Raw genomic sequence first — 23,336 nt, 5'->3', positions numbered from 1 at the left:
AAGTTGCATTACAAAAAGCACCGCTTTGTTAGTCATTTTCGTTTAATCTTGTATTTCTTTCGATACCTGATAAAGGTCGTTCGTTTAATGCCGGTATTACGGGCAACATCTACATCACTCATACCACCTTGATAGAGCTTAAAAGCATGTTGCAAGCGGGGATCGTCTTGGGTGTATTGGGGTTTGCGGCCATGATATTTACCTTGCTGAAGTAGTTTATGGGGTCAATGGAACATCCATACGAAAAGTAGCGGTAAGATCCCGAACAAAAAATCAGAAACGTTGATTTAACAGCGTTTCTGATTTTTTATATTGGCTTTATTTAAAAAGAGCTCTGGAACATTCGTACGAAAAGTAGCGGTAGACTTTAAAAACCGAACAATCTTATTTTTCGTCTGCTTCATCTAATGGTCTTAAATGACCATTTTCTAACGCTTCATTATATTGGAACGTGTACTTACCGACAAAGTTAATGTGTTCAAACATCAGTGGCGATAATTTGCCGATCATGTCGTCAGAACAATCAAACCCTTCTGATTGCATCTGCGTCACAATCTTTTCCAGGTAAACGGTATTCCAATAAATAATAGCATTCGTGACTAAACTGAGAGCGTTTAGTTGTTCTTCCATACCATCAAAATACGTTTGATAAAGCTTCCCTTTCCGACCATAAAAGATGTTTCGACAAAGCGCGTGCCGAGCTTCACCTTTATTTAGCTGTTCCAAAAAGCTCTATTTTTTTCATTCTATTCATCTCCAAAGTAATTGTGATTTATATTTTCTAACCAAAAATCGATAATGATAACCAGAGGCCACATAGGGTAATAAACAACACTGGGATCGTGGTTACAATTCCAATTTTAAAATAAGTCCCCCATTTAGTTTTAACAAAGTTGACAAGCCATTGGAGTAGCTCTTATACTATACATAGATGATCGTCTATGTAATGGAAGGAGAAAAAATGGATTATCAAAATTACGTTCAAATGCTAAAAGCAATGGCTGACCCGAACCGCCTAAAAATCATTGATCTGCTTTCATGTGGATCACTTTGTGCTTGTGATATCCTCCAGCATTTTGATTTTTCTCAACCCACTTTGTCTCATCATATGAAGGTTTTGCAAAATGCAGGTATTGTGTTTGCGGTAAAGGACGGGAAATGGCAACACTATTCCCTACAAAAAAGGTTTGTCCAAGAGTTTAAACAGAATACCGACCAACTGTTAGCCGCTGATGAGCACTGCCTTTGCCAACGGTCTGATTGTGAAAAAGATGTTGCCAATTAAGTTTTTTTAAGTAATACATAGACACGTGTCTATGTAAGGAGCTGAAAAATGATGGAAAAGTATTCGCCACAAGAGATTAATTTAACCAAGTACCTATTTTTTACCGGCAAGGGTGGGGTTGGCAAAACCACGGTTGCCAGTGCCACTGCAATTAGCTTAGCTGATGCTGGTCACCGAGTTATGATCGTTTCCACTGATCCAGCTAGTAACTTGCAGGACGTTTTTAAAGTTAGTTTAACCAATCAGCCAAAGCCGATTCCAAACATTTCCGGTTTGTTTGCTGCCAACTTTGATCCGGTCATTGCTGCGAACGAGTATCGCGAGCAGGTTATTCAACCTTATCGAGGCGTGTTGCCCAAAGAAGCCATTCAGAATATGGCTGAACAATTATCAGGCTCGTGTACGGTTGAAATTGCTGCATTTAATGAATTTGCCAACTTTCTAACTAGTTCCAAGATTAATCAGCAATTTGACTATATTATTTTTGATACCGCGCCGACCGGCCATACCTTAAGAATGCTGCAATTGCCTTCTGCTTGGAGTAATTACCTGGATAAGAATGATCGTGGTGCATCCTGTATCGGCCAACTAGCTGGCTTAAATGATAAGAAAGCTATGTATCAAAAAGCGGTTGAAACTTTAGGCAATCCTCAAGCGACGACTTTGTTTTTAGTTACCCGACCACAAAAAGGCGCCCTTCTGGAGGCACAACGCGCTTCACATGAGTTGGCAGCCTTAAACATTAAGAACCAGCAACTAATCATTAACGGTATCTTAAATCAGCCAACCGACGCAGTTTCTCAGACTATTTTTAAACAACAGCAAGCTGATTTGCAGAATATGCCAGTCACTTTAGACCAGCTACCCAAGTTAGCAATCCCATTGCGAGCATACAACGTATTGGGATTAGCTAATTTACGACTACTATTGAAAGACCAGCAGCCGCAAATCACTGAGGAACCGGTTACTGCTAGTCACTTTCCTGATCTGGATGTTGTCGTGAAGAATTTAGTGCAGTCAAATAAAAAAATTATCTTCACCATGGGCAAAGGTGGCGTTGGTAAAACAACCGTTGCCGTTCAAATTGCCCAAAAGATAGCTGCTCAACACAAAACCGTGCACTTGGCTACCACTGACCCAGCTGATCATTTGAAATACTTCAAAATCACAAGTCCGCTGATCAAGGTGAGCCATATTGATGAGAAAAAGTCTTTAAAAGAATATCAAAACGAAGTTCTCACTACTGCTAAAAAGACCATGAAGTCTAATGATGTTGATTATGTCGCTGAAGATTTGCGTTCACCATGTACTCAAGAAATTGCTGTCTTCCGAGCTTTTGCTGAGTTAGTCGCCCAAAATGATAGTGACGTCGTTGTGGTTGATACGGCTCCGACTGGTCATACACTCTTACTGTTAAACTCGACCCAAAGCTATGCTCAAGAAGTTGCCCATACTTCCGGCAGCGTCCCACAAGCAGTCGTTAATCTGTTACCAAGACTACAAGATCCTAAGCAAACTGAAATTGTTATGGTAACGCTACCAGAAGCCACGCCGGTTTATGAATCAATGCGGTTAGATGACGATTTGAAGCGAGCCAGTCTAGCTCATACTTGGTGGGTGGTCAACCAAAGTATGTTGGCAACTCAAACCACTGATCCATGTTTGCTGGCTCGAGTGCAAAGCGAAGTTAAATGGATTGATCAGGTAAAAGAGCTTTCGAATAATCATTTTGCTGTTATGCAATGGCAACCAAATTACGAAAAAACGCTTTTAACGGTTTAATTAATTAAAGGAAAAAAATAATTAATCAGTTTAGGAGGTATCATGCAAGTCTTTTTTGCCGTTGGAATTTTCTTACTCACATTATTATTCGTTATCTGGCAACCTAGAGGATTATCAATTGGATGGACAGCCGTTGGTGGTGCAATTTTAGCATTATTGTTTGGCGTGGTGAGTTTTAAAGATGTTGGAACAGTTACCGGAATTGTCTGGAATGCCACCTTATCTTTCGTGGCTATTATTCTGATTTCACTCATTTTAGATCAAATCGGATTTTTTGAATGGGCCGCCTTACACATGGCTCGCTGGGCAAACGGTCACGGTATTCGCATGTTTATTTTGGTGACCACCTTAGGCGCCGTCGTTGCTGCCCTTTTTGCTAATGATGGGGCTGCTCTGATTCTTACCCCCATTGTTTTAGCAATGGTTCGTGCCTTACACTTTGATGAAAAGCAAGTTTTCCCTTTTATTATTGCCAGTGGCTTTATTGCCGATACCACTTCTTTACCAATGATTGTTAGTAACTTGGTAAATATTGTCTCTGCAGACTTTTTTGGAATTTCCTTTTCAGCGTATGCGTTAAGAATGTGGATTCCTGATCTATTTTCGCTGTTAGGTAGTATTGGTATCCTGTATCTTTACTTTCGAAAAGCATTGCCACGAAAATTTGATGCCACTCAGGTTGCGGAACCCAGTTCTGCACTAAAAGATCAGCGACTTTTCAAGTTTTCATGGGTCGTCTTAATCCTCCTATTGATTGGTTACTTTAGTAGCGGTTTCTTAGGAATCCCCGTCTCCTTTATCGCACTGAGTATTGCGGCTATTTTTCTGATAGTTGGTCAAAGAAGTTCCCATGTTAATGCGATGGCAGCGATTAAAGGAGCTCCTTGGAACATTGTCTTTTTCTCAATCGGTATGTATGTCGTAGTCTACGGCCTTCAGAACGTTGGTCTAACAACATTATTATCAGGTGTCATTACCGAAATCGCAAAAGGTGGTCGGTTTGCTGCCACAATGGGCATGGGCTACTTAGCAGCACTTTTATCGTCATTAATGAATAACATGCCGACCGTCATGATTAATGCACTATCAATCAAAGGCGCTGACGTTTCAGGGCTCATCCATCATACGTTAGTGTACGCAAACATAATCGGCTCAGATTTGGGACCTAAGATTACCCCAATTGGCTCTTTGGCTACATTAGTCTGGCTACATGTGTTAGCTCAAAAGGGAGTTAAAATTAAATGGGGGACTTATTTTAAAATTGGAATTGTAACCACGATCCCAGTGTTGTTTATTACCCTATGTGGCCTCTGGTTATCATTATCGATTTTTGGTTAGAAAATATAAATCACAATTACTTTGGAGATGAATAGAATGAAAAAAATAGAGCTTTTTGAACCAGCAATGTGTTGTTCAACCGGTGTTTGTGGTCCCAGCGTTGATAAGGAATTGATTCAAACAACGGCCATTCAGCGGTATGTCAGTGTGAATGCACAGGGGCAGGCCATGTTCATTCGTCGTAATTTAACCCAGAACCCCGATGCCTTTGTTCGAAATCCGATTGTTGCCCAAGAACTAAAACGTCAGGGTATAAATGCTTTACCAATTACGTTAGTGGATGGTCAGTTGGTAAAAACCGGTGAATACCCAACCATTAACGAGTTTAGCAGTTACTTAGACATGGATTTAGTAGCTGCTTTGGTTCACTAATAGTTTAGATGGAGGATTAATGATGACACAAATTTATTTTCTATGTACTGGAAATGCTTGTCGAAGTCAAATGGCTGAAGGATTCGCTAAAAAAATTTTAGGCAATGATTGGCGCGTTGCCAGTGCGGGAGTCGAGGTGCATGGCTTGAATCCATTGGCTGTTAAAGTTATGGCTGAAAAAGGAATAGATATTTCCCAGCAAACATCAAAGTTAATTGATCCCGATTATTTGCTTCACAGTGACCTAGTTGTCACCTTATGTGGAGACGCTCGTGATCGCTGTCCAGTCACCCCACCAACGGTCAAGAAAAAGCATTGGCCACTTCCAGACCCGGCTTTAGCAGCTGGATCCGAACAGGATAGAATAGTAGTTTTTCGGAAGGTCAGAGATCAAATTGAGCAGCAGATTATTGACTTAGCAAAAGTCGGTAACCTCTGAGGAATCAGTAGGTCCGTAACCAATACGAATTTTAAAATAGCGGTAAAAAACCGTATATTCAGATAACAAACATTCTGAGTGTTCGGCTTCCTACCGCTACTTTTCGTATGGATGTTCCATTAACCCCTTTATGTTCTAATTGTATTTGTGTAAGTTTTTGGTTGGCCCTTACTTAAATAAAAATATAAACTCTGTCATAGCTTTTGTCTTCTCGTGTACGGGGGAAGAATGGGTCACTTTCAAATTGAGCAAAGGCACAATATAAATATCAATTGCCTAACGGCTGTATGATCAATCAAGAGTAACTTTTATTTTTAGTGTGAATTGTTCTAGTAACAGTAATTAAAAAACAAAAAAGTGTGACATAACCTTAAGTTACATCACACTTGGCGATTAGATATGCAGGGACCTTTCCAGTTCAGTTAACTCTTTAGAATTTTGCGAGTTAGGAAAGCAATGTATACAGCTCCTTATCTATTCTGCAGTAGCAGTGCTTAAAACCCAGTTAAGCCAGTTTTTCACAGTGCTACGTCGTCTTTTTGCAGTTGTACTACTGCGCACAGACATAGCATTGTCTAATAAGACATGATCGATATAATCATTATCAAATTCACCACCATTATGAAGAGTATTTACGAATATTAAATTAAAGCATTTGGTTGATAGGATTTGTTTAATAATAATTTTATTTCTATTATCAGAGTTAGGTAAATCGGCAACGTATTTTCCTAGTTTTGTCAACTCAAATTTTCTTTCAACTTTGCTAGCAAATCCTAGATAACGAAGAGCGTTTCCATAATAATCACCTTGTCGTTCATTAAACTGGTAGTCACTACCTAATTCAAATTTATCTTTAGGAGTCCGTAAATGCTGCAGCATGTCCAAAACACGCGTAAGACTATCTGCTTGTGGAAATGTGATGGTATCTTTCAGATTAGGACTATCCTTACTGATTTGTTTAACATTTTCAAGAGTAATAGCCAAGCTTTGATCCACAATGAAATTTACTTGTTTAACACGTCGAATACTTGAATAGTTGTTCGGATCTGTGAATTCAAATACATGAAAAGCGTAGACATTGTCTGCATGTGTAAGATGGAACTACTCCGTGTCAAGTAGACAACTTAAATAATTAAAATGCTTATGCACTTTTCTTAACGGCATGGCACCCATATTCGTTGGGGTCATGCCGTTAAGTGTTTCTTGGCGACGTTTGTTGTTATACCAATCGATACAACGTGAAATCTGAAGCGCTAGTTCCTCTTGTGAATACGCTTGTTCAAAGGCGAAGAATTCTTCTTTCATGTGACTCCAGAAGCTCTCCATAGGACTGTTGTCTCCAGGTGTCCCTGGACGGGACATACTATGGGTGATGCCTAAACTGGCTAGTTTTAGGTTGTAACTGCCTGAAGTATAACTGCTACCTTGATCACTGTGTACGATCTTTGGTTTAGCACCAGATACTTGTTGTAGGGCTAAGTCGAGCGTTTTACTGACTAATTCTGCTGTTTCCGTCGACGCAATAGCCCAACTTACGATCCGATGATCGTAAAGATCTTTGATGGCGCTTAGACGGACACGTTGCTCATTATTAACGCCATATCTTAATTCGGAACAATCAGTCACCCAAGTGTGGTCCATCCGATCGGGGTGGAACTCATGTTCCAGCTGGGCATTTAGTAGTTTATTACCCGAGATAATATCTTTGCGCTCAGCTTTACGATCATGCTTGGCAATACGGATCGATGCATGGATATGGTGAAGATGCATCAGGCGTCTCACTCGACTGGCACAAGCATGATAAGGCGTTTCTTTGTCAATGTAGACCATTAATCGTTTGACTCCAAAAATATAGTGATGCGCTTCTTCTAATTGTTGGATAAAAGCGACAATAGCGGCATCTTCAAGCTGGCGCTTACTGGGAACGTGATGACACCATTTATAATAAGCCGCACGAGAAATTTCAGCCAAGCGGCATAAATTACTGACAGTATATAGATTCTGGGTGTCTGGATTAATGATCTTTGTCAATTCTTTGATGGCTAAGTATGCTTCCTGTGGGATCTTTCGCTCCTTTCCAACTCTGCGAATTTTTTTAACAAGGCATTCTCCGTTGAAACATATTCCAATCTTGCTTTAAGACGTTTGATCTCTAATGATTGGCGTTCATTGGCAGATAGATGGCCATCGTCTGACTTAGCTTTACCACGACGGTCGACCAAGGCCTCTGGCCTCCTTGTTTAAACTTCTTGACCCAAGCATAGACTTGTCCATAGGAGATATCGTACTGTTTTGTGGCGCCTGTATAGTCCATGTCATTTACGATGACCCACTCGGCAATCTCAATGCGTTCAAGTTGTGTTGTCTTGCGTCCGTTCTTCATGGCTAGATTCCTCCTAGCAGGAGGCTGGGACATAAGTCTTTTTATACAGCCTCAAACAAAAAATTCCTTAAGATCAAATCTCAAGGAATTTTTTGTTTTTATGTAGGCACGAAGTGCCTCTCAATGTTATTCTATAAGCGACAAAACTCTAGAAAGAAAAGGAGGACACTGTCGTGTATCAAAATTATAACAATAATCAGTTGTGTTTATCAATCCCTTTGGAGATCAATATCCCATCAAACCACGTTGCCGTTGCCATTAGTCATTTTGTTGATTCGATCCCCGATAAATTAATTTACGAAAAGGCCATGACTTCTGGCCGCCCCGCTTATAATCCGGCAATGCTTTTAAAAGTCATCTTGTTTGCCTATACCAGACAAAATTTTTCTGGCCGTAAGATAGAGGCCATGGCCCAAGAGAATATTCCGACTAAATGGTTGATCGGTGATCCAGATACCGTTCCTAGTTACCGCACCATCAATAGATTTCGTTCCTCTGATCAGATGAAACGATTGGTAGAGGCAATGTTCTTGAGCTTTCGACAATTATTAAAAGCCCAAGGCTTGATCGATGATAGTGCATTATTCATCGATGGTACGAAACTACTTGCTGATGCCAACAAGTATACCTTTGTCTGGCGCAAGGCCTCCGAAAGGTTTGAAGGACAATTAGATAAAAAAGTTGCTAGGCTTTACCAGGAACTCGTTCAAAATAAAGTTGATCTGGCAATGTCAGATGAAGCACCAAAGACAGACTCAAAAACACTTGAAAAAGCATCCGAACAGTTGACTAACGAGATCGAACGGTTAGATCAGGTGATTGCGACAGAGCCAATCATTCCTGGTGGTTCACCTAACAAACGCCTACGGCGAAAATTCAAACACGACCGTCATTTGATCGACAGTGACTACCTACCTAGAAAAAGTAAATACGAGTCTAATAATGCAATTTTTGGTGACCGAAATAGTTTTTCTAAGACTGACCCGGATGCAACTTTCATGCGCATGAAAGAAGATGCGATGCAAAATGGTCAGTTGAAGCCAGGTTATAATCTTCAGATCGCGACTCAAAATCAGTTTGCACTATACTACGATATCAACCAACGGCCAGCTGATCAAAGAACGTTGATCCCATTTTTACGATCTATGGATTTCCAAACAACACCCATAAAATATATTGTGGCAGATGCGGGCTACGGTAGTGAACAGAATTATAACTACATTGAAAACCAACTAACTGCACAAGCTCTGATCCCTTACGGGATGTTCGAAAAAGAGCAGACTCGATCCTATCGACGTGATGCAAGTAAAATAATGAATTGGGATTATGATCCGATCAAAGATCACTATACTGACGAGCATGGCATCAAATTCCACTTTATTAGAGAAGGTCACCGCAAAGACAAGAGTGGTTTCGTGCGAAACCTTCGAACCTATCGTGCTCTAGATTATGACGACCCGGAGGGTTATTACTATGCTCATACACCTGGAGGTAACCTGCGTCAGATCAACATCAATCCCAATTGGGAACACCATAAACAACAAATGCGTGAAAGACTAAAAGATAATGATGAAACAAAAGCAATTTATGCCTTGAGAAAAATCGAAGATGAACCATTCTTCGGAAATCTGAAGGCTAATTTGAAGTACCTACGAACCTCGGTTCGTGGGATTGAAAAGGTTACTACTGAAGCAGGAATTGCAATTATGGCAGCCAATCTGCTGAAACTGACCCTCAAAGTCAATGTTATTTTTAGAAAATCAATCGTTAAAAAAATAATCGTGGTTTTCAGATTCAATATCAGTCTGAAAACTACGATTATTTTATTTTGCGTGGCTTATGTCCCAGCCACTACATAAAAGCAAAAAATTCCTTGAGATCAAATCTCAAGGAATTTTTTGTTTGAGGCTGTATAAAAAGACTTATGTCCCAGCCTCGTAAAGCGCTCAGTGAGAATTATTAATTGAATTTATTGTTTCACTGTATTTAACACCTAATGCTTCTTCATCTGGAAATAAGGTTTCTCGTGAATATCCTAGATGCCTTAATTCTTTTTGGATCAAATCTTTATAGGTAGCTGGAACAATTATTTTTTGAGGTTCGTATTGCTGAGTTATCATATTTTGAATTGTAGAAATAGAAGTTGTTTCAAGAAAGGGCTGAAACATAAAATAACCATGTTGTGCTTTAATTCGGGGATTGATTTGGGAAGCAGTTACAAAAAAGCACTCTGTAAATAATTTTGTAAAGTCAATTGGCTTTACATAAGCTTTGCAACTATCTGCTTTCAAAATCTCTAATAATCGGCAAACTTGTGGACTATTATTTAACTGCATATATTTCGGATAAATTAGTTCCTCAATTTTTAAGTCAAGTGCAACGATGATAACGAATTCTTGATAGTGGTCTAGGCTGTTACGCCATGCATCGGTAGTAATCGCATGGGCGAAGATAGTTCAGAATACGTCTGGGACGATGGTTCAGTGCGGATTGGACTGCTTGAATTTCAACCAGGGTAACTGCTCTGAGAGACTTCCCTTTCGGGAAGAATTCCCTAAGCAGTCCATTGGCGTTCTCGTTTGTGCCACGCTCCCAAGGCAAGTACGGATGTGCGAAGTAAATCTGGGTTCCAACAATCTCTGATAACTTGGCAAACTCGGAACCATTGTCAAAAGTGATACTCTCAAATTCCTTGGCCCCGTAGTCGTCGATCGTGTCCTGCAAGGCTTTAAGGCAGGTGCCCGCATGATAGTCAGGAATCTTGACGATGATCTCAGTCTGGCTGTACCGTTCTGTGAGCGTCATTAATGCTGGCTCATCAGCTAAGCGAATACCTTTGACCAAGTCGCCTTTCCAATGTCCCACGCCTGTGCGGTCATTCACGGCCGCAGGACGCAACTCGATTGAGTCGCCGTATATCTTCTTATTCTTGCGCTTGTGGGCGTTCTTATAGCCTTTGATGCGGCGTCGGAGCTTCTTGGGAAGTGTCATGTTGTCTAGCTCAAGCAGCCCGGCGTCGATGTAGCGATACACAGTTGTCGTTGAAGGGCAAGCCTTGCCCTGGTCGCGATAGAAGTGTACGAAGCTATCAACGCTGTGTACGCGCGGCTTACGAGTAAGCTTCCTGGCGAGAGCCTTGAAGAACGCACGGCCGGTCTTAAGAAAGGCGTAGTGACCGGTTCTATCGCGTTTACGGTCGTGCATGGCTTGGGCAGTTTCCGCAAGATAGACTTGATGCGAGTGACGCTTCGAGTCGAGCTGAGTTACAGATCCACGCGTGATTTCTCGTGAGATTGTCGCTTTACTGCGATGAAGCTTCTGTGCAATCACGGTCGCGGTGTCGCCAGCAGCCTGAAGGGCCTGAATTGTAGCACGGTCGCTAAAACTGAGTTGTTGGTAATGCTTGTGGGTATTAGTCTGAGCGTGGGTCATGAAGATTCCTGCTTTCTTGTTTAGCTAGCACTAACAAGAATAGGTCTTCATGGCCTTTATGGTCTAGTCGTCAGGGTGTTGCACTTGAATTGTAAACTGGAGAAACGATTATTTCTACAAAACATTCAAATAAGTATTTCAATGTTTTGGAAAAAGGGGTATAATATATTCAAATGAATATTTGAATGATAGTGGAGTGATGATGTTGAGTAATAAAGATACTTGTGAAATTTATTGTTATGACGAAAAAAAAGTCAATCGAATACGAGAAGAGTTACAAAAAGAAGATATATCTAGTGTTTCCCAATTATTTAAAGCACTTGCAGATGAAAATAGGGCAAAAATTACCTATGCCTTATGCCAAGATGGGGAGTTATGCGTGTGTGACGTTGCGAATATCATTGGTTCCACTGTTGCAACAGCGTCCCATCACTTACGAACCCTTCACAAACAAGGGATTGTGAAGTATCGAAAAGAAGGAAAATTGGCGTTTTATTCACTAGATAATGAATATATCAAACAGTTAATACTTATTACTTTAGCTCATAAAAATGAGGTGAAAGCCAATGTCTGATCAACAAGCAAAATTATCTGAAGAAGAAATGAAAACCTATCGTGTTCAAGGATTTACTTGTACCAATTGTGCAGGCATCTTCGAAAACAATGTGAAACAATTGCCAGGAGTTAAAGACGCGAAAGTGAATTTTGGAGCCTCTAAAGTTTATGTTCAAGGAAATACAACAATTGAGGAACTAGAAAAAGCAGGAGCATTTGAAAATTTAAAAGTTCGGGATGAAAAAGAACAAAAGGTAGAGCGTGAACCTTTCTGGAAGCAAAAAGAAAACATTAAGGTCTATATTTCAGCGTTATTACTTGTGATTAGTTGGTTTTTGGGCGAGCAATTAGGAGAAGAACATCTTCTTCCAATGATCGGCTACGCAGCATCCATTTTAATTGGTGGATATACACTGTTTATTAAAGGTCTTAAAAATCTAAGCAGATTAAAATTCGATATGAATACGCTCATGACGATTGCTATTATAGGTGCTGCGATCATTGGTAAATGGGGTGAAGGCGCAACAGTTGTTATCCTATTCGCTATCAGTGAAGCGTTAGAACGTTATTCAACGGATAAAGCTCGTCAATCTATTGGATCATTAATGGATATTGCCCCAAAAGAAGCATTAATTCGGCGTGGAAATGAAGAAATGATGATTCACGTTGAAGATATTCAAGTTGGAGACATTATGATTGTAAAGCCTGGTCAAAAATTAGCAATGGATGGATTAGTTATTAAAGGTACATCTACACTAAATCAGGCTGCTATTACTGGGGAAAGTGTTCCAGTAACAAAAACAATTGATGATGAAGTGTTTGCAGGAACATTGAATGAAGAAGGGTTACTTGAAGTTAAAGTAACAAAACGAGATGAAGATACTACTATTTCAAAAATTATTCATCTTGTAGAAGAAGCTCAAGCAGAACGATCACCTTCTCAAGCATTTGTCGATAAATTTGCGAAATACTATACACCAGCTATTGTGCTTTTAGCTCTTTTAATTGCAGTTGTTCCTCCATTATTCGGTGGAGATTGGAGCCAATGGCTTTATCAAGGTTTAGCTGTGTTAGTAGTTGGTTGTCCGTGTGCTTTAGTTGTTTCAACTCCAGTTGCCGTAGTTACTGCAATAGGGAATGCGGCAAAAAATGGTGTGTTAATTAAAGGTGGTATCCATTTAGAAGAAGCAGGACACTTAAAAGCCATTGCTTTTGATAAAACAGGAACATTAACAAAAGGTATTCCTGCTATAACAGACATCGTGACGTATGGTGGAAATGAAAATGAATTGCTTACAGTTACAGCAGCCATTGAAAAAGGATCACAACATCCACTTGCTTCAGCCATTGTAAGAAAAGCAGAAGAAAATGGATTGAATTTAAATGGTGTTTCGGTTGAAGAGTTCCAATCTATTACAGGTAAAGGTGTAAAAGCAAAAGTAAATAACGAAATGTATTATGTAGGAAGTCCAAATCTGTTTGAAGAATTACATCAAACAATTGAAAGTACCATCAAAGAAAGAATTACTCGTATGCAAACAGAAGGAAAAACCGTAATGGTTTTAGGAACGGAAAAAGAAATTCTTTCGTTAATTGCCGTAGCAGATGAAATGAGAGAAACATCAAAAGAAGTTATTAGTAAATTGAATCATATCGGAATTGAAACAGTAATGCTGACTGGTGATAATCAAAGAACCGCAGAAGCAATTGGAAAACAAGTCGGTGTTTCGGATATTAAAGCTGATTTATTACCAGAGGATAAGCTGAATTTCATTAAAGAACTTCTTGGAAAACATCAAAGTGTAGGAATGGTTGGAGATGGTGTTAATGATGCACCAGCACTTGCAGCTTCTTCAGTTGGTGTCGCAATGGGTGGTGCTGGAACGGATACTGCATTAGAAACGGCTGATATTGCTTTAATGGCTGATGATTTAAGCAAATTGCCATATACTATCAAATTAAGCCGTAAGGCTTTAGCAATTATCAAACAAAACATTACCTTCTCTTTAGCCGTTAAATTAGTAGCATTACTATTAGTTATGCCTGGTTGGTTAACTTTATGGATAGCAATTTTTGCCGATATGGGAGCAACGTTACTTGTTACACTAAACAGTTTACGACTATTGAAGGTTAAAGGGTAGATTGCAAATTTAATCCGAATTTTTGGACAAATTTGTCAGCATAACCTGATACGGTGTTTGCCAGTCGAGTATTTTAAGCGGTCGCTGGTTAATTTGGAGTAACGTCGTCGTTAAATCTTGAGCACTAATGTGCTCAAAACGAGTCCCTTTAGGATAAAAATAACGTAAATTCCGATTAAAGCGTTCATTACTACCACGTTCAGCTGGAGTATAAGCATGGCAGTAATAGGTCTTAATACCATATTGTGATTCAAGTGATACTAGCCCACTAAACTCAGTGCCACGGTCCACAGTAAAGCTGTGCACCGGACCATTAAAAGTGGTTAGGAACTTAGTTAGTGCTTCATTAACAGTCGCTGTCGTCCGATCTTTTAACCGGTATGCCCAAAGGAACCGTGATTTGCGATCGATTAAAGTTAATAAAACTGCCTTACTATGCCCACGAGGACCAATGACTGTATCTAGTTCAAAATCGCCGATGCGATTACGTTGATTAATCATCATGGGACGCTGTTCAATTGATCGCCCCAAAGATTGATTATATTTGGATCGTTGGTCAACGTTACGCCGTTGGCGTACGCCATGTTCAGGTAGATCATTCAAGGAGAAACCAATTCTCCTCTGATTTAGCCAATTATAAATAGATTTAGTAGCTAGTTTAAATTCGTGAGCTATCATTTCTGGTGACCAACTTAGCCGTAAATGGTTTAAAATTATTTGCCTTAATTTGTCATTCAATTTAGTCTTTCGGCCACATCGTGACCGCTTGTATTCGGTATCTGTTTGGGCCACTTCGGCCTGGTAAGGTTCACATCGAGCTAATTCATAAGAAATTGTGGCAGGTGATCGGTTCAGCCGAACGCCCATTTGGATATTGGACAGCCCTAGTTCACAAAAGGTTTCGATTTTAATTCGTTCGGAATAGGTTATACTAGACAAAAGATCAGCTCCTAAAAGATGGGTTTGTGGTAAACACCATTTTAAAGGAAGCTGATCATTTTTGTCCGAACAGCGTTCGGATTAATTTTACAATCTACCGTATATCAAAAATCATAGATCTTGGACAGCTTCTAAATCATTTTCTAAATATTTATTAGAATAATCCTTGATATTAGTAGTGAGCATCGTTTCTTTAACTAGGTTAGCAACTTCTTCAGCGTCTGAATCTTTAAAAAAGCGTTTTATAATCATATTGTTTTTCCCTCATTAAAATAATTATCTATAGTTGTCTTTGTTTGACTTCATCTTGCACCGGTTGTTTGATCTTGGGATTTTGTCTAACGAAATCCTGTAACTGTTTTTGGGTACGATTACTGATTTCCTGGTGCACATAATTTAGCTGGGTTTTTAGTTCTGATTTTTGTTGGGAATCAGTTGCTTGCTTAATTTTTTGTTGCAAACCTTGATAGGACTTATTAAGATCATGGGCTGATAGCTTTTTTAGATCATGCTCAGGCTCTTTTTGGGCTTCTTGTAAGCCTAATTGTTTGGTTAAGCCATCGCTAAGCTCAATCACTTTGTTGCTCACTTGCTGGATCTCACTTAAAGCACTATGGATCACGGCTTTATCTTTAGCCCAGGTGGCCACGTAACCGAGTGAGTAGTTGCTGGTATCAACGCCAATATTTTGCATGGCAACATACGCAACCGCTTCGGCCTGGGTTTCCTGATAGGCTCGTGGCCGATCTTTAAAGGCTGATTTCAATCCGTGTAACTGACTATGCGCATATTCGTGATATAACGTCTTTAGTTTCAAAGCATTGTCGGGCTCATCGCCACCAATAACAATTTCATTAGTGCTGGGTTGAAAATATCCCTTAGCCCCATTTAACGTTGCTAAGGGCACTTCACTGACCTTAAGGTCGGTTTGCTGGTTTAGATAATCCTTGAATGCGTTATACAAGCTTGTCACATTCTGATGATCGGCCAAATTTTCTTTGACAAAGTCTTTAGCGCTTAGGACAGGGTCACCACTAGTTTGTGCCACGTCGAAGATGGGCAGGTAACGATAACCAACAATGGCCCGTTCGTCGGTAGTATCAAGTCGCTTTTGCTCAGCGGGTGTCAATTTCTTAATAATCGGTGCCGCAATTCGAATGGACTTAGCGCCCCTATTAACGGTGCGGTTAAAATCTGTTTGCCATTGCTTAAATCCCGCGACACCAACCGATTCGCAAAAACACCATATGTGCAAATATGTATGCCTACCATTAAAAGCATGAAGGAAAGAACAACAGCACTCCAAAAAATGATTTTTTTCTTACGCTTCTTTTGAACCATCTGTGATCATACCTTTCAGCTTAATTTCTGAACCAAGCAGTGATGTTAAAACCTCGAAAATAAACAGTTCCATATATAGGTATGTCATGATCATTAAAATACTAATAAACGATTATAATACTATCCATGTGATTTAAATCTCTTGTTGTAAATAACTATTGGAGACATATCATAAATTTAGCTTTTTTATAAAATAGACTCCAATCGCAATAATCAATGTGCCTAACGTTGCAATACCTAGCGCATTTATAAAAGCACTATTGTTAAAGCCATTTTTTAAAAGGTTCCATATATAGGTACTCATAAAAATAACCATCCAAGTCGCAATGCTGATAAGCACTTTACTTGATATTTTATTTTTATTCATCATATCAGAACCACATGCATCCTATTTTGACGTGAGTATACAATTTGTTTATTCATGATATGACGGCCTCCAATTATGATAATTGTTGATCAACAACATGTCTAAGTAAATTTACAAGTTCATATTCTCACGTGTGATTTGAAGAAACAAGTCTCTCAAATTGACACTTGTCAACCGCATCATTTCCAACAGTTCGGGCAAATTCCCTTGATTGCCGAAATGTTTTGTTCAAATAAGCGCTCTAAAAGTTGACAGTGGTTAATTTTTCCAGACATCATTAAATATCAATCAGTGCTTTGGTGTGATTTTCCATCAAATAATTAAATTTCTGAGAAAAAGTAACGGGGTTCTCTGGTTCTGGCTGTCTCATCCAGTTGGCAATGATCGCTAGAGCTTCGGAAACAAGCAATTGCGCCATAAAATTAGCACTCAGGCCAACTTTTTGCGTACTTTTGTCAAAAAAAGGTTCGATCAAAGTAACATAGTGATCAATAATGAAAGATCGCCAAGCAGGATCAGCGACACGACCGTATAATACCTTCAAATAGTGCCGTTTCTCATATAGTAATGGCAATACCTGATTACCAAAAAATTGGATTATATCATTGAGCCGATATTGGTGCGTATTTTTGATAAATTTTTTGACCATTTGATGCGGTTTTTGGTCGATAAAATAGTGTAGATTACGGATCAATTCATCGATACTTCGATAATGTGATTGATGCATGGCTTGGCGTGATATATGCAACTTATCAGCAATTTTTGCCAGCGTAATTTCAGAACGCGAAGCTGCTTCATTGGCAACTAATACAAATGCTAAAAAGAAACGCTCGTCATCTGAATTGAACTTCATTGTTTTCCCACCCTATAACGTGTTGGTTATTCGCCCATTATAAAGGACATAACGACCAAGATGGCTGGTTTCACAAAAAGTTCAATCTAAAATCACGAAGCGTTCCCAATTTTTACCTATTTATTTAATCAAAAAAATTACTTTAGGCCTCAAAATACGCTGGCAATAACTGTTCATAAATCGCAATAAAATCGAAATACATTTGTTTGGCAATACTCTCATTATCCTGATGCGGAGTGTCATTTCCTGGACCAAAGACCACATAATTAAAGTCCTGCTGATGATCGATCAAAAATTTAGAGACATCCGTCCCGCCAGAGACCCCCATGGTCAAAATCTTATCTGCTGAAAAGGACATGCCGGTTGCTTGAGCAGCGCGTTCACCCTGGGCAATATCGGCAGCTGGTAGCTGTTGTTTGGCCATATAAGGTTCAGCGATTTGCTTGATCAATTGAATAATCTTGGCATTCTCTTTGCCAATAATCGGAACAATGTCCATATCAACTTTTAAGCTGACCGCACCATTTGTTTTTTGGTTATAGTCGGCAATAACGGTATTCATCGCTTTCAAAATTTCTGTATTGGGCAATTCTGGAATCGTACGAATATTAATTTGAGCCGTCGCCAAACTTGGAATCGCATTGACTTGATTACCGCCCTTAATGACATCGAGATTATATACCGTCTCACCTAAAACAGAGTTACGCTTATCTTGCATTAACGCGGTCACTTTAGCTTGAAGTTGGGCTAAAACATTCATTAAATGCTGCACGGCGTTATTCCCCAGTTTAGGCATAGAGCTATGTGCCGCTTTACCCTTTGAAGTGACTGTCAGATCCAACTCACCTTTATTGGCATAAACCGCCCGGTACCCCGATGGTTCCGCGATTAGCAAAGCATCTACATCTTTCATGAAGCCATCATTTGTTAATGTTTCTGCGCCAAGTTGCCCGACTTCTTCGCCTGCGGTGGCCAACAATCGAATCGTCCCTTTAATTGGGACTTGTTTTTCTTTCAATTCGATCATTGCAATAATTAAAGCGGCAAGACCACTTTTCATATCGGTCACACCACGGCCATAGAGCATATCCCCCTCCTGAGTTAACTTGAAGGGATCTGTGCGCCAATTGTCACGATCAACAGCTACCACATCCATGTGTCCCGAAATCGCTAATACTGGTTTGCCTGAACCTAAAGTTGCCACTAGGTTGGCCCGAGTCTCATTGATTGGTCGAATTTCATTTTCAATGCCTGCCTGATCCAATAGAGTCTTTAAATACTGAGCTACTGTTAATTCATGGTCATTGACAGATTGAATTGAAATTAATTTCTCTAGAATCGCCATTTTTTGCTTTTCGTCCATCTATGCCACACCCCCTTAAGTATATTTGAATGATAGCACTGATAGGAAAAACCGTAAAAAAAATAGTGTCTGAAGACAAAACTAATGCTTTGTTTTCAAACACTATTTTTATAATCAATTATTTACCAGCACGTTTTTGATAGCTGCCATCAGTCGTGTTGATAACTAATTTGTCACCTGTTTCAATAAAATCAGGCACATTAACGACAAGGCCAGTTTCCAAAGTAGCTGGTTTACCAGAACCAGTTACCGTTGCACCCTTGATAGAAGGTTCAGTTTCAGTAACGGTCAACTCAACCGTTGTTGGTAATGTAACCCCGATAACTTCGGATTCATAGAATTCGATTTTGACATTTGTATTTTCCAACAAATATTTTAATTCATTTTCGATGACTTCAACTGGAATTTCATATTGTTCATATGTTTCCAGATCCATGAAATAAGCAGTGTCATCTTGAGTGTATAAGTATTGTGCATCTTTAGTTTCAAGAATAGCTTGTTCTACTTTTTCACTTGGACGCATAGTTGTCGTTACGGTCGAGCCAGAACGAATATCATAAAGCTTCATTTGCATTACGGTATTGCCCTTACCTGGTTTATGGTGGTTGCTTTCGATTACTTTAATCAATTTGCCGTCTTTAACAAAAGCCATACCTGGTTTTAGGTTGATTGCTTCAAGCATGTGTATTCTCCCTTTTGTTCTATAGAATAAAAAATATACCTAGAATATAATACCATAAAAAAACACCCTAAACCAATTTAGTCGGGATTTGGCGCCTTTATTTTCAGAAAATCAATAAAAATACTAGGATAATATGCCAAAAGAGTGTAACATATATTTCTAATAAGACTGGAAAGGAATTAGTTATGACTGAAGAACAAACATTGATGCTTATTAAGCCAGATGGCGTAAAAAATGGCCACATTGGGGATGTCATTAGCCGAATCGAACATCGAAATTATGAAATTACCGCTATGAAAATGGTACAAGCCACTGAAAGTCAACTTCGTGAGCATTATGCGGCTCTTGTAGATAAGCCTTTCTTTCCTAAAACGTTAAAATATATGCAATCCGGTCCAATCATTGCCTTAATCATCAAGGGGACCAACGTAATTGCTGCAATCCGTGAAATGTCTGGTGCCACCGTACCTAGTCAAGCCAGAAGCGGAACTCTGCGGGGAGATTTTGCGCGGGAATGGCCAGATGGCACGATTCGAAATTTAGTCCATACCTCTGATAGCCCCGAAAGTGCCCAACGTGAAATCGGTATTTGGTTTTAAATTTAGAATGTACAGACTATTGATAACCCTTTAAGTGAGGACAAACATTTAATTCTAAATAGGTCCCAAAAGAAGATCTTGACGCACAGTTAAAATTCGAGCATTGGTATATAAAAAGAGCGACCACAAAAGCGGTCGCTCTTTTTATATCGTTTTAGTGTCTTTAGACCTAGTTGAGTACCATAAGGTACGAAACAGTAAACCACCCGCTATGCGGGTGGGTGTTCAATTGCTATGCAAAAAAGCCCTCTTTTCAGATAGAATATTGGATGTTCAGGCCAATCAATCTATTTGAAAGAGGGAAAAAACAAATGGCGAATCAATACAATAGTTTGGCACATACCAAATGGTTGTGTAAATACCATATCGTGTTTACACCAAAGTATAGAAGAAAAGTGATTTACAATCAATATCGACGGGACCTTCAAGATATTATCAGGCTTTTGTGCTCTTATAAAGGTGTAAGAATTATTGAGGGACATATGATGCCAGATCATGTGCACCTATTACTTAGTATCCCACCCAAATAAGTGTCTCAAGTTTTATGGGTTACTTAAAAGGTAAAAGTGCCTTGATGATGTTTGATAAACATGCAAATCTGAAATATAAATTTGGAAACCGTCATTTTTGGTCAGAAGGCTATTATGTGACAACGGTGGGCATCAATGAAGCAACAATTCAGGAAATATATCAGAGAACAGGAAAAACATGATATTGCCGTTGATAAATTAAGTGTTCGGGAATATGAAGACCCTTTTAAGGGTAGTAAGTAGTACAAGCACCCCTTAAGGGGTGAGCAAAAGTGGCAAGGACAAATTGGCTTGAACTAAAAAGCCAGCGTCTTTAGGCGCTGGTCGGTAATAGAGGCTTATAGCCTCAGAGCAAACCACCCGTTTGACGGGTGGTTTTGATTTGACGATTAGTCGTCTAACTTAGTCTTGTTTGTAACTTCTAATTTATCATTGAAGTCATATACCACTGGTTCGCCAGTAGCCATTTCAAGATTCATAATATCTTCATCAGAAATGTTTTCGATGTATTTAGTCAAAGCACGTAATGAGTTACCATGAGCAGCAATGATCACGTTCTTACCAGCTAATAAGTCTGGAGCGATATGATCTTCCCAGAAAGGAATAACCCGTTCCAAAGTAACTTTCAAGTTTTCGCCGCCAGGAATGATCCGTGGATCTAAGTCAGCGTAACGGCGATCTTGTGCTGCTGAACCTTCGTCATCAGCCTTCAATAATGGTGGTAAAGTATCGTAAGAACGGCGCCAGATATGGACTTGTTCGTCCCCATATTTTTCAGCTGTTTCTTTTTTGTTCAAGCCTTGTAATGCGCCGTAATGACGTTCATTCAAGCGCCATGTTTTCATTTCTGGAATCCAAAGTTGACCAGATTCTTCCAAAGCATAGTGCAAAGTTTTGATTGCACGTGTCAATACAGATGTATAAGCTTGGTCAAATTCAAGACCAGCTTCTTTAATCAATTGACCAGCTTTTTTGGCTTCTTCAACACCTTTTTCACTTAAATCAACGTCAACCCAACCCGTAAATTGGTTAGACAAGTTCCATTCGCTTTGACCGTGACGGATCAATACTAATTTTGCCATAAAGAGCAATACCTCACTTGTATTATTTTTTTCAAGTTACATTTTACACTTATTTACAGAAAATATATAGTCATTTCTTTACTTTCCCCGAGGCTGGGATAAAATTACCATTTTACTTTCTGTCCACCATTTCTCGCACCCCTTGTTAGTGCCCAGGTGCTGAGCGCCTTTTGTCCTGTGCTTCTTAAACGTGTTCCAAAAGGCAACGTCCTCACCTAACATCGAATCACTCAAATGGTAAAACCACCATTTCTCGTGATTCTTGTTAGTGCTCGGTCGCTGATCGCCTTTTGTCACACTCTGTTCCTACGAGTCCACCTCACGAATATAATGGATCAGGCGCCCGGCTTCGCGAAAACCCAAGTACTCATGGAACTTTTGTGAAGATATGTTATCCAAAGTCACATCACTGCCAATTTCAGAAATATTTTGGGTACTCGCCCATTTAAAGCCGGCTTCAACTAATTTGTAGCCAATATGCTGGCGGCGAAACATTTCCAAAACAAAGATACCTTCCAGATAGGCCACCGGCGAAGTAGTGGCTCCAGTAACGGAATCATAACGCAAACCAAATTCACTATAACCCACAGCATTATCGCCTTGCAGTGCAATAAAGAACGCACGATCATGTAACATCAAGTTTTCTTGAATATTAACGACAAGGTCCTGATAAGCAACATTCTGCCATAAGCGATGTTGCAGACGAGCAAGTTCTCTTGCCTTATCATTTGTCACTTTCGTGATTTTGATCGGTAAATTTTGCATCATTATCCCCCTTACTATTCCGGCTGAAGTGATGAAAATGTAAACGCTGGCTCACGCCACTGGTCCCCCCCTTGATCGCTTTGACACCAAGGATATCAAGAAAGAAAGTAAAAATTGGAATACCCACGATCAGACCCCAAGTCCCAAATAAACGCTCAGACGCCAACAATACCACAAACGTGAAGAATACCGGTAATTGAGTCCGGCTAGACATAAATTTAGGATTGAGTATATAAGCTTCAATAATGTGGATCACAATGATCATGATCAAAATATAAACAATATAACGAAATCCACCAACAGTATAGGCTACAAAAGAAAGTGGTACCAACGAAATCATAACACCAGCTACTGGAATTAGCGATAGGAAGAACACCATCACTGCTAACGGCGCTAAACTTGGCATGCGCATAAAGCTCAAGGTAATCGTCGTCAACGTGGTATTTACAATTGCAATCAATAATTGTGCTTCAAGAACCACGCCAAACGTATTGACGAACTTCTGACCAAAAAAGTAAATATCCTCAAAGAACCAGCCAAAGTCGCTCTTGATAAATAGACGGCCGAAACGATTCAATTGATCCACTTCAATTGAATAGAAAAAACTAAGAATAAATGAAACCACAAAAGTAACACCGGCGCCACCAATATTCGTAATATATTGGAAGATCTGACTAATACTACTGCGAATCTGAGCATTTAAGTTTAATCGCTGGATCCACTGCGCAACTAGCCTTAAGATTTCATTGGAATCCACATCTGGACGTTCATAGAATTCGAAAACTAAATGAAATAGCTTGAAGAATTGCCGCAATAAAATCGGGACGTAATGAGAAATGACGATATATATCCCGCCAATGATCAATATATACACTGGAATTACAACTACCCCTGGACGAATCCGCGGCAGCTTGCGTTGGACCCAACGAATTAAATGAACCATTAAAAAAGTAAAGATGAACGTCAATAGTAATGTACTCATGACACCGCGAACGAGCCAGAGTAAAAAGATAATCAAGGCTAAGACGGTAAAACGGCGAACTCTGAGATTCGCAACAAAACGATCATATAAATTCAAAAATAAACCT

Annotated in this window: 22 protein-coding genes and 6 pseudogenes; 10 read left to right on the top strand and 18 right to left on the bottom strand. The window is 39.6% G+C overall.

What is annotated here, in order from left to right:
• Window positions 1-32: 32 nt before the first annotated feature.
• The 3 pseudogenes from ACNAN0_RS01540 to ACNAN0_RS01530 all read right to left on the bottom strand — a co-directional run.
• A pseudogene (locus ACNAN0_RS01540) lies at window positions 33-209 on the bottom strand (helix-turn-helix domain-containing protein); the annotation flags it as partial.
• 175 nt (window positions 210-384) lie between these two features.
• Window positions 385-726: pseudogene (locus tag ACNAN0_RS01535) on the bottom strand (Tn3 family transposase); the annotation flags it as partial.
• 55 nt (window positions 727-781) lie between these two features.
• Window positions 782-889, bottom strand: a pseudogene (locus tag ACNAN0_RS01530) (ArsB/NhaD family transporter); the annotation flags it as partial.
• Window positions 890-961: 72 nt separating this feature from the next.
• Here ACNAN0_RS01530 and ACNAN0_RS01525 point away from each other — a divergent pair.
• From ACNAN0_RS01525 to arsC, 5 genes are read left to right on the top strand one after another with little or no spacing between them, the layout of a single operon-like run.
• Window positions 962-1,285: an ArsR/SmtB family transcription factor gene (locus ACNAN0_RS01525; RefSeq protein ID WP_003582114.1), complete on the top strand. Its 324-nt coding sequence runs from the start codon at window positions 962-964 to the stop codon at window positions 1,283-1,285.
• 51 nt (window positions 1,286-1,336) lie between these two features.
• On the top strand, window positions 1,337-3,067 hold the full coding sequence (gene arsA / locus ACNAN0_RS01520) for an arsenical pump-driving ATPase (protein WP_202860989.1): 1,731 nt from the start codon (window positions 1,337-1,339) through the stop codon (window positions 3,065-3,067).
• Between the two features lie 42 nt (window positions 3,068-3,109).
• Entirely contained in the window at window positions 3,110-4,405 is a 1,296-nt protein-coding gene (locus ACNAN0_RS01515; protein ID WP_003582109.1) for an arsenic transporter, read from the top strand.
• Window positions 4,406-4,441: 36 nt separating this feature from the next.
• Entirely contained in the window at window positions 4,442-4,777 is a 336-nt protein-coding gene (gene arsD / locus ACNAN0_RS01510; RefSeq protein WP_230914547.1) for an arsenite efflux transporter metallochaperone ArsD, read from the top strand.
• 22 nt (window positions 4,778-4,799) lie between these two features.
• The gene (gene arsC / locus ACNAN0_RS01505) at window positions 4,800-5,216 is read left to right on the top strand and encodes an arsenate reductase (thioredoxin) (RefSeq protein ID WP_004563097.1); all 417 of its coding nucleotides are present in this window, start codon (window positions 4,800-4,802) and stop codon (window positions 5,214-5,216) included.
• A 474-nt stretch (window positions 5,217-5,690) separates the two neighbouring features.
• Here arsC and ACNAN0_RS01500 read toward each other — a convergent pair whose 3' ends face one another.
• The 3 genes and pseudogenes from ACNAN0_RS01500 to ACNAN0_RS01490 all read right to left on the bottom strand — a co-directional run.
• A complete protein-coding gene (locus ACNAN0_RS01500) occupies window positions 5,691-6,212 on the bottom strand; it encodes a hypothetical protein (RefSeq protein ID WP_230914548.1) in 522 nt (173 codons plus the stop codon).
• Between the two features lie 105 nt (window positions 6,213-6,317).
• Window positions 6,318-7,280, bottom strand: coding sequence for an IS3 family transposase (locus ACNAN0_RS01495; RefSeq protein WP_416354216.1), 963 nt, complete (start codon window positions 7,278-7,280; stop codon window positions 6,318-6,320).
• Window positions 7,259-7,599: pseudogene (locus ACNAN0_RS01490) on the bottom strand (helix-turn-helix domain-containing protein); the annotation flags it as partial. The gene ACNAN0_RS01495 and the pseudogene ACNAN0_RS01490, both read right to left, overlap by 22 nt.
• 173 nt (window positions 7,600-7,772) lie before the next feature.
• On the opposite strand from ACNAN0_RS01490, the gene ACNAN0_RS01485 reads away from it, so the two are divergent.
• Window positions 7,773-9,458, top strand: a complete 1,686-nt coding sequence (locus ACNAN0_RS01485) for an IS1182 family transposase (RefSeq protein WP_416353659.1) — start codon at window positions 7,773-7,775, stop codon at window positions 9,456-9,458.
• Window positions 9,459-9,545: 87 nt separating this feature from the next.
• Here ACNAN0_RS01485 and ACNAN0_RS01480 read toward each other — a convergent pair whose 3' ends face one another.
• Window positions 9,546-9,935, bottom strand: coding sequence for a hypothetical protein (locus tag ACNAN0_RS01480; RefSeq protein WP_003645575.1), 390 nt, complete (start codon window positions 9,933-9,935; stop codon window positions 9,546-9,548).
• A 79-nt stretch (window positions 9,936-10,014) separates the two neighbouring features.
• Entirely contained in the window at window positions 10,015-11,031 is a 1,017-nt protein-coding gene (locus ACNAN0_RS01475; RefSeq protein ID WP_230913823.1) for an IS30 family transposase, read from the bottom strand.
• 205 nt (window positions 11,032-11,236) lie between these two features.
• Between ACNAN0_RS01475 and ACNAN0_RS01470 the strand changes: the two genes are divergently transcribed.
• The gene (locus ACNAN0_RS01470) at window positions 11,237-11,605 is read left to right on the top strand and encodes an ArsR/SmtB family transcription factor (protein WP_003645577.1); all 369 of its coding nucleotides are present in this window, start codon (window positions 11,237-11,239) and stop codon (window positions 11,603-11,605) included.
• Window positions 11,598-13,727 (top strand): heavy metal translocating P-type ATPase, encoded by a 2,130-nt coding sequence (locus tag ACNAN0_RS01465; RefSeq protein ID WP_003645578.1) that lies wholly within the window; start codon window positions 11,598-11,600, stop codon window positions 13,725-13,727. Before ACNAN0_RS01470 ends, ACNAN0_RS01465 begins: the two co-directional genes overlap by 8 nt.
• A gap of 9 nt (window positions 13,728-13,736) precedes the next feature.
• Here the strand turns inward: ACNAN0_RS01465 and ACNAN0_RS01460 are convergent, their stop codons facing one another.
• From ACNAN0_RS01460 to efp, 7 genes and pseudogenes are all read right to left on the bottom strand, one after another.
• A complete protein-coding gene (locus ACNAN0_RS01460; protein WP_230913824.1) occupies window positions 13,737-14,666 on the bottom strand; it encodes an IS30 family transposase in 930 nt (309 codons plus the stop codon).
• Between the two features lie 111 nt (window positions 14,667-14,777).
• Window positions 14,778-14,918: a hypothetical protein gene (locus ACNAN0_RS01455; RefSeq protein ID WP_225351601.1), complete on the bottom strand. Its 141-nt coding sequence runs from the start codon at window positions 14,916-14,918 to the stop codon at window positions 14,778-14,780.
• 28 nt (window positions 14,919-14,946) lie between these two features.
• Window positions 14,947-15,900, bottom strand: a pseudogene (locus ACNAN0_RS01450) (hypothetical protein); the annotation flags it as partial.
• Window positions 15,901-16,176: 276 nt separating this feature from the next.
• Entirely contained in the window at window positions 16,177-16,377 is a 201-nt protein-coding gene (locus tag ACNAN0_RS01445) for a hypothetical protein (RefSeq protein ID WP_230913825.1), read from the bottom strand.
• Window positions 16,378-16,651: 274 nt separating this feature from the next.
• Window positions 16,652-17,227: a TetR/AcrR family transcriptional regulator gene (locus ACNAN0_RS01440; protein WP_416353658.1), complete on the bottom strand. Its 576-nt coding sequence runs from the start codon at window positions 17,225-17,227 to the stop codon at window positions 16,652-16,654.
• Between the two features lie 142 nt (window positions 17,228-17,369).
• The gene (locus tag ACNAN0_RS01435) at window positions 17,370-18,590 is read right to left on the bottom strand and encodes an ArgE/DapE family deacylase (protein ID WP_416353657.1); all 1,221 of its coding nucleotides are present in this window, start codon (window positions 18,588-18,590) and stop codon (window positions 17,370-17,372) included.
• Between the two features lie 118 nt (window positions 18,591-18,708).
• Window positions 18,709-19,272, bottom strand: coding sequence for an elongation factor P (efp, locus tag ACNAN0_RS01430; protein WP_230913828.1), 564 nt, complete (start codon window positions 19,270-19,272; stop codon window positions 18,709-18,711).
• Between the two features lie 185 nt (window positions 19,273-19,457).
• Here efp and ndk point away from each other — a divergent pair, with 185 nt between their 5' ends.
• Window positions 19,458-19,871 (top strand): nucleoside-diphosphate kinase, encoded by a 414-nt coding sequence (ndk, locus tag ACNAN0_RS01425; RefSeq protein ID WP_416353656.1) that lies wholly within the window; start codon window positions 19,458-19,460, stop codon window positions 19,869-19,871.
• A 311-nt stretch (window positions 19,872-20,182) separates the two neighbouring features.
• Window positions 20,183-20,644 (top strand): annotated as a pseudogene (tnpA, locus tag ACNAN0_RS01420) (IS200/IS605 family transposase).
• Between the two features lie 146 nt (window positions 20,645-20,790).
• On the opposite strand, the gene ACNAN0_RS01415 reads toward tnpA, so the two are convergent.
• From ACNAN0_RS01415 to ACNAN0_RS01405, 3 genes are all read right to left on the bottom strand, one after another.
• Entirely contained in the window at window positions 20,791-21,483 is a 693-nt protein-coding gene (locus ACNAN0_RS01415) for a 2,3-diphosphoglycerate-dependent phosphoglycerate mutase (RefSeq protein WP_230913830.1), read from the bottom strand.
• 306 nt (window positions 21,484-21,789) lie between these two features.
• Window positions 21,790-22,248 (bottom strand): GNAT family N-acetyltransferase, encoded by a 459-nt coding sequence (locus ACNAN0_RS01410; RefSeq protein WP_230913831.1) that lies wholly within the window; start codon window positions 22,246-22,248, stop codon window positions 21,790-21,792.
• Window positions 22,208-23,326 (bottom strand): AI-2E family transporter, encoded by a 1,119-nt coding sequence (locus tag ACNAN0_RS01405; RefSeq protein ID WP_230913832.1) that lies wholly within the window; start codon window positions 23,324-23,326, stop codon window positions 22,208-22,210. The genes ACNAN0_RS01410 and ACNAN0_RS01405 overlap by 41 nt, the downstream gene beginning before the upstream one ends.
• Window positions 23,327-23,336: the final 10 nt, after the last annotated feature.

Origin of the sequence: Agrilactobacillus fermenti (assembly GCF_047943045.1) — a bacterium.
GTDB lineage: Bacteria > Bacillota > Bacilli > Lactobacillales > Lactobacillaceae > Agrilactobacillus > Agrilactobacillus fermenti.
The sequence above is the reverse complement of the archived record's forward strand: the minus strand, read 5'-3'. Positions and strand labels throughout refer to the sequence as shown.

What these genes read in the sequence shown, in the direction of transcription:
- ACNAN0_RS01525 (WP_003582114.1), top strand. Translation starts at nt 962, where the DNA reads ATGGATTATCAAAATTACGTTCAAATGCTAAAAGCAATGGCTGACCCG.
- arsA (WP_202860989.1), top strand. Translation starts at nt 1,337, where the DNA reads ATGGAAAAGTATTCGCCACAAGAGATTAATTTAACCAAGTACCTATTT.
- ACNAN0_RS01515 (WP_003582109.1), top strand. Translation starts at nt 3,110, where the DNA reads ATGCAAGTCTTTTTTGCCGTTGGAATTTTCTTACTCACATTATTATTC.
- arsD (WP_230914547.1), top strand. Translation starts at nt 4,442, where the DNA reads ATGAAAAAAATAGAGCTTTTTGAACCAGCAATGTGTTGTTCAACCGGT.
- arsC (WP_004563097.1), top strand. Translation starts at nt 4,800, where the DNA reads ATGACACAAATTTATTTTCTATGTACTGGAAATGCTTGTCGAAGTCAA.
- ACNAN0_RS01480 (WP_003645575.1), bottom strand. Translation starts at nt 9,935, where the DNA reads ATGCAGTTAAATAATAGTCCACAAGTTTGCCGATTATTAGAGATTTTG.
- ACNAN0_RS01475 (WP_230913823.1), bottom strand. Translation starts at nt 11,031, where the DNA reads ATGACCCACGCTCAGACTAATACCCACAAGCATTACCAACAACTCAGT.
- ACNAN0_RS01465 (WP_003645578.1), top strand. Translation starts at nt 11,598, where the DNA reads ATGTCTGATCAACAAGCAAAATTATCTGAAGAAGAAATGAAAACCTAT.
- ACNAN0_RS01455 (WP_225351601.1), bottom strand. Translation starts at nt 14,918, where the DNA reads ATGATTATAAAACGCTTTTTTAAAGATTCAGACGCTGAAGAAGTTGCT.
- ACNAN0_RS01445 (WP_230913825.1), bottom strand. Translation starts at nt 16,377, where the DNA reads ATGATGAATAAAAATAAAATATCAAGTAAAGTGCTTATCAGCATTGCG.
- ACNAN0_RS01440 (WP_416353658.1), bottom strand. Translation starts at nt 17,227, where the DNA reads ATGAAGTTCAATTCAGATGACGAGCGTTTCTTTTTAGCATTTGTATTA.
- ACNAN0_RS01435 (WP_416353657.1), bottom strand. Translation starts at nt 18,590, where the DNA reads ATGGACGAAAAGCAAAAAATGGCGATTCTAGAGAAATTAATTTCAATT.
- efp (WP_230913828.1), bottom strand. Translation starts at nt 19,272, where the DNA reads ATGCTTGAAGCAATCAACCTAAAACCAGGTATGGCTTTTGTTAAAGAC.
- ndk (WP_416353656.1), top strand. Translation starts at nt 19,458, where the DNA reads ATGACTGAAGAACAAACATTGATGCTTATTAAGCCAGATGGCGTAAAA.
- ACNAN0_RS01415 (WP_230913830.1), bottom strand. Translation starts at nt 21,483, where the DNA reads ATGGCAAAATTAGTATTGATCCGTCACGGTCAAAGCGAATGGAACTTG.
- ACNAN0_RS01410 (WP_230913831.1), bottom strand. Translation starts at nt 22,248, where the DNA reads ATGCAAAATTTACCGATCAAAATCACGAAAGTGACAAATGATAAGGCA.